The organism is Acinetobacter sp. GFQ9D191M (assembly GCF_011174875.1).
GTDB lineage: Bacteria > Pseudomonadota > Gammaproteobacteria > Pseudomonadales > Moraxellaceae > Acinetobacter.
This window is the reverse complement of record NZ_JAALGV010000104.1, coordinates 1-1,519: the sequence shown is the minus strand read 5'-3', so window position 1 is coordinate 1,519 and position 1,519 is coordinate 1. Positions and strand designations below refer to the sequence as shown.

Sequence of the window (1,519 nt, the reverse complement as noted above, 5' to 3'; positions counted from 1 at the left end):
ATACTTTTTGAAACACCACCTCATACTGCATATAATGGCTCGATTTGGGTGTTGGAAGATGGAAAAAATGCTGGTTTATTAAGGCTATTGCCTAAGTAGAGCTGATTGAATCTTAGGGATTGGAAATTTTTAAAATGAATCATAATGGAGCCGATTTGGATCAAATAAAGTTAAAACAAATTAAAACTGACTTAAGTGTTGATGGAATTGTTAAGCTATCTCAGTTTATTGATAAAAAAGAAGTAAATTTAATCAAAGAGAGTTTGGTTGAAGAACTGAAACGTTTAAAAATTTATGAAAATAATAAAATAATCTCTAAAGAATTGAAAAAATTGAGTCATTTTCAACAGATTGTCATGTTGTCCAGAACAGTTAAACAGCCAAAAACTTTAGAAAAATATTCAGATATTTTGGGTGAAGTTGTATTCAAAATTTTTGCTAAAAAGTTTTACTCTGATCAGAAACAGCAACTTCTACTGACATTACCTCAACAGGAAAAATGGACACTGAATGATTTAAAATGGCATGTCGATTCACATTCAACAGCTTTTGAGTCACTGCAATTTTTTTTAATCATTGATGATATTCAACCTCATGGTGGTGGAACTCTAGTTTTGAAAGGTTCACATCATTTAACTGAACGATCTTCTTCAAGTCAGCTGAATCATTTATTGAGTACGAAAATATTAAATCAGCCTTTTGATTTTCAGAATAAAAAATTAGAGATCATTGAATTAACTGGCGTACAAGGGGATGTGTATTTAATGGATATGAGGGTTATTCATTCTCCAGCGATAAATGCTGCAAAAAAGATAAGAATGATGGCAACGTATAGATATTTTCAGAATTTGTAAGATAAATAAAGAAAACCCATCATCCTGACAGGATCTTCTTCATAAGAGATATTCCTAATCCATGCTGACATTCACATAGAAAAGAAACTATTGATAACACCTAATGTTTTTAATGTAGTAATGCCCGAGATTAAAAAACATATGGAAATTAAAGACTAGACTCTTTCATTTGATCATGTTCCTTGATATGCATTTAAGCGAAATGCAAAGTTTTGTCCAAATAACTGAGCGGTTTTAATATCGCCAATATCAAAAGCATCTGCCGCACTGGCATGTTCGGCTTGTGCCATAAGACCAGACCATGAGCCGAGACGATTGGCTGCTTGCGTATACGGAACACCTTGATGTTGCTCAGGTAAAATAGGGTTGCCGACCCATACCATACCGTGTTGCATCGAAAAGGTGAAAAGCGAAATCAGGGTCGATTGCTTATCCCCAGCAGGTAATGAGGAAACAGTAAATCCTGCGGCTAATTTTCCTTTAAAAGCCTGCTTCTTCCATAATGGACCTGTGGCATCCATGAGTTGTTTAAAAGTGCCAGAGACACCACCGAGATAGGTTGGAGTACCCCAAATTAGTCCATCATATTGACAGAGTAATTCAGGTTGAGACATCAACTGTTCAGCGGTGAATAAATCAATTTTAGGTGGTGTTTCAAAAAGTAT

Annotated in this window: 2 protein-coding genes; one reads left to right on the top strand and one right to left on the bottom strand. The window is 34.7% G+C overall.

What is annotated here, in order from left to right; translation table 11 throughout:
• Positions 1-134: 134 nt before the first annotated feature.
• Positions 135-854 (top strand): phytanoyl-CoA dioxygenase family protein, encoded by a 720-nt coding sequence (locus G5T77_RS14420; RefSeq protein ID WP_087554354.1) that lies wholly within the window; start codon positions 135-137, stop codon positions 852-854.
• Between the two features lie 173 nt (positions 855-1,027).
• Here G5T77_RS14420 and G5T77_RS14415 read toward each other — a convergent pair.
• Positions 1,028-1,519: flavodoxin family protein (locus tag G5T77_RS14415; protein WP_166236234.1), on the bottom strand; the 492-nt coding region annotated here is incomplete at its 5' end.

What these genes read in the sequence shown, in the direction of transcription:
- G5T77_RS14420 (WP_087554354.1), top strand. Translation starts at nt 135, where the DNA reads ATGAATCATAATGGAGCCGATTTGGATCAAATAAAGTTAAAACAAATT.